Below are 3,785 nucleotides of genomic sequence, written 5' to 3'. Positions count from 1 at the left end.
GGGCGGCTTCGAAGCCCCCATCGAGGAACACGGCCCCGATGATGGCTTCGAACGCGTCCGCGAGGATCGACGGGCGACGGAACCCGCCGCTGCGCAGTTCGCCCTCGCCCAGCCGCAGGCCGTCCGAGATATTCAGGGCCTGAGCAATTTCGTACAGCGACTGCTGCTTGACGAGATTGGCGCGTACGCGCGACAGGTCACCTTCGTCCAGCTTGCCGAAACGCTGGAACAAAAGGGCGGCCACCGCGCAATTCAGAACGGAATCGCCGAGAAACTCGAGCCGTTCATTGTGCGTGGCACTGTGACTGCGATGGGTCAAAGCCTGGCGCAACAATTCCGCATTGCGAAATTCGTAGCGCAGCCGGCTTTCCAACTGGGATGAGGGCATGTGCAGGAGTATAACGCGGGCGCCCGGTCGGGCCGAAACGGCACGGCCGGACACGAAAAGGCGTGACGAGGCGGTGTTACCGCTGGTTCTTAAAGTAGTTCGGCAATACGCGGCGCGGCCCGTGCGTCGCGTATTGCGTGTGAATCGAATGCGGTCAGTTGAAGGAGCCGATGCGCTTCAGGTCGCTGAAGTTCATCCAGATGAAGAACGCGCGGCCGACGATGTTCTGGTCGGGCACGAAACCCCAGTAGCGGCTGTCCGCGCTGTTGTCGCGGTTGTCGCCCATCATGAAGTAGTGACCGGGCGGCACCTTGCAGATCACGCCGCGGCTGTTGTACGTGCAGTTGTCGCGATACGGATAGTCGTATGCGCCCATCACGAACGGCGGCACGGCCGGGTTGTTGAGGATCGCGTTCTTCTTGTTGCCGATCGTTTCCTCGAACTGCTTCGCGTAATTCTGGCGCTCGTCATCGAAGAAATCGGGCAGCGGCGTTTCGGGCACCGGCTGGCCGTTGATCGTGAGCTGCTTGTCCTGGTACGCGACGGTATCGCCCGGCAGGCCGATCACGCGCTTGATGTAGTCGACCGACTCGTCCTTCGGATAGCGGAACACGACGACGTCACCGCGCGACAGCGGGCTGCCCTGCGTGATCTTCGTGTTGGTGACCGGCAGGCGCAACCCGTACTCGAACTTGTTGACGAGGATGAAGTCGCCGACGAGCAGCGTCGGCACCATCGAGCCCGACGGGATCTTGAACGGCTCGACGACGAACGAACGCACGACGAACACGGCCAGGATCACCGGGAAGAAGCTTGCCGTGTACTCGAGCCACCACGGCTGGCGCAGCTTTTCGTCACGCAGCTTCGAACGCGTCTGCACCGCGTTTTCGTCCGCGAAACGCTTGTCGATGCGCGACTGCTGGCGATCGAACTCCTCGATTGCCGAGTCGGCCGCCTTGCGACGCCGCGGCAGGAACACCAGTTTGTCCAACACCCACGCTACGCCCGTCACGACGACGAGCACAAAAAGAATCAGCGCAAAATTCATAAAAGGATCAGTCCTGTTATTTGTCTTCGACGCGCAAGATCGCGAGGAACGCCTCCTGCGGGATCTCGACCGAACCCACCTGCTTCATCCGTTTCTTACCTTCTTTCTGCTTCTCGAGCAGTTTCTTCTTCCGCGTGATGTCGCCGCCGTAGCACTTCGCGAGCACGTTCTTGCGCAGCGCCTTGATGTTCTCGCGCGCGACGATGTGCGCGCCGATCGCGGCCTGGATCGCCACGTCGTACATCTGGCGCGGAATGATCTCGCGCATCTTCGCGGCGACTTCGCGGCCGCGGTATTGCGATTGCGACCGGTGCACGATGATCGACAACGCGTCGACCTTGTCGCCGTTGATCAGCATGTCGACCTTCACGACGTCCGACGAACGATATTCCTTGAACTCGTAGTCCATCGACGCATAGCCGCGCGACACCGACTTCAGGCGATCGAAGAAGTCGAGCACGATTTCCGCCATCGGGATCTCGTACGTGAGCTGCACCTGGCGGCCGTGATACTGCATGTTGATCTGCGAGCCGCGCTTCTGCTCGCACAGCGTGATCACCGAGCCGACGTAATCCTGCGGCATGTAGAGATTCACGGTGACGATCGGCTCGCGGACTTCGGCAATGCGGCCGGGCTCCGGCATCTTCGCCGGGTTCTCGACCATGATCGTCGAGCCGTCGCTCTGCACGACCTCGTAGACGACCGTCGGCGCGGTCGTGATGAGATCCATATCGAATTCGCGCTCGAGCCGCTCCTGCACGATTTCCATGTGCAGCAGCCCGAGAAAGCCGCAGCGGAAACCGAAGCCGAGCGCCTGCGACACTTCCGGCTCGTACTGCAGCGATGCGTCGTTCAGCTTCAGCTTCTCGAGCGATTCGCGCAGCGCGTCGTACTGGTTGGCCTCGACCGGATACAGCCCCGCGAACACCTGCGGCTTCACTTCCTTGAAGCCCGGCAGCGGCTCGGCGGCGGCCTTGGCCGCGTGCGTGACGGTATCGCCGACCTTCGCGGCCGTCAGCTCCTTGATGCCGGCGATGATGAAGCCCACCTGCCCGGCCGACAGCGAGTCGAGATTGCGCGACTTCGGCGTGAACACGCCGACGTGCTCGACCGGATACTGCGCGCCGGTCGCCATCATCTTGATCTTGTCCTTCGGGCGCAGCGTGCCGTTGACGATGCGCACGAGCATCACGACGCCGACGTAGTTGTCGAACCACGAATCGATGATCAGCGCCTGCAGCGGCGCGGCCGGATCGCCCTTCGGCGGCGGCACCTTCGCGATCAGCGACTCGAGCACGTCTTCCACGCCGAGGCCCGTCTTCGCGCTGCAGCGCGTTGCGTCGGTCGCATCGATGCCGATCACGTCCTCGATCTCCTCGATCGCGTTCTCGGGGTTCGCGGCCGGCAGGTCGATCTTGTTCAGCACCGGCACGACCTCGACGCCGAGCTCGATCGCCGTGTAGCAGTTCGCGACCGTCTGCGCCTCGACGCCCTGGCTCGCGTCGACCACCAGCAGCGCGCCTTCGCACGCGGACAGCGAACGGCTGACCTCGTACGAGAAGTCGACGTGCCCCGGCGTGTCGATCAGGTTCAGGTTGTAGACCTTGCCGTCGCGTGCGCGATAGGACAACGCGGCAGTCTGCGCCTTGATCGTGATGCCGCGCTCGCGCTCGATGTCCATCGAGTCGAGCACCTGCGCTTCCATTTCACGGTCGGCGAGGCCGCCGCATACCTGGATGATGCGATCCGCGAGTGTCGACTTGCCATGGTCGATGTGCGCGATGATCGAGAAATTGCGAATATGATCCATTCAGTGCCGATCAAGCGAAAAAGGCGCGCTCGACGACTGCGGAGCACGCCTTGTGTAAGTCGGTGAAAAAACGGCTTATTTTAGCCGAAAAGGCTTACGCCGGGCGGGATTTCGGACGCCCGCCCCGCAGGAGCCCGGCGGGGCGCCCGCCGGATCGAGCCCCGTGCGAAGCGGCGCCGGCCGACGGCAGGCGAGGTTCAGCGCCGGGCCGCCAGCGCGTCGCGCACCCGCGCATCGTCGAACCGGTGGCGGCACACTTCCGCGCCGTCCAGCAGCAGCACGGGTACGTCCTCGTCGTAACGCGCGACGAGCGCCGCATCGGTGTCGATGTCGATATAGTCGACCGCGACGCCGAATTCGGCCGCCACCGGCGCCAGTGCGTCGCGCATGTCGTCGCACAGGTGGCACCAGCCGCGGCCGTAGAGCGTGAACATCGGCGCGTTACTTCTGGCGCGGCCGCACGGGCACGAACTGCGTGTTGTCGCCACGCCGCACGAGCACCGCGACCGCCTTCTGCGGATCGAGCTGCGCGGTCACGT

4 protein-coding genes are annotated in these 3,785 nt (G+C 63.5%); all 4 read right to left on the bottom strand.

The annotated features are described in order from the left end of the window. The coding region (locus tag JMF90_RS28100) for a ribonuclease III family protein (RefSeq protein ID WP_305790761.1) at nucleotides 1-388 on the bottom strand (388 nt) is incomplete at its 3' end. Nucleotides 389-542: 154 nt separating this feature from the next. Beyond that, nucleotides 543-1,436 (bottom strand): signal peptidase I, encoded by an 894-nt coding sequence (gene lepB / locus JMF90_RS28095; RefSeq protein ID WP_011544943.1) that lies wholly within the window; start codon nucleotides 1,434-1,436, stop codon nucleotides 543-545. Between the two features lie 16 nt (nucleotides 1,437-1,452). After that, nucleotides 1,453-3,246, bottom strand: coding sequence for a translation elongation factor 4 (gene lepA / locus JMF90_RS28090; RefSeq protein ID WP_011544942.1), 1,794 nt, complete (start codon nucleotides 3,244-3,246; stop codon nucleotides 1,453-1,455). Between the two features lie 197 nt (nucleotides 3,247-3,443). After that, nucleotides 3,444-3,680, bottom strand: coding sequence for a glutaredoxin family protein (locus JMF90_RS28085; protein ID WP_006476497.1), 237 nt, complete (start codon nucleotides 3,678-3,680; stop codon nucleotides 3,444-3,446). Between the last annotated feature and the right edge of the window lie 105 nt (nucleotides 3,681-3,785).

Source organism: Burkholderia sp. E168m23 (genome assembly GCF_016586125.1).
In the GTDB taxonomy this organism is placed as follows: Bacteria; Pseudomonadota; Gammaproteobacteria; order Burkholderiales; family Burkholderiaceae; genus Burkholderia; species Burkholderia orbicola.
Note: the sequence above shows the minus strand (reverse complement) of the source record. Positions and strands in the feature narration are given on the sequence as shown.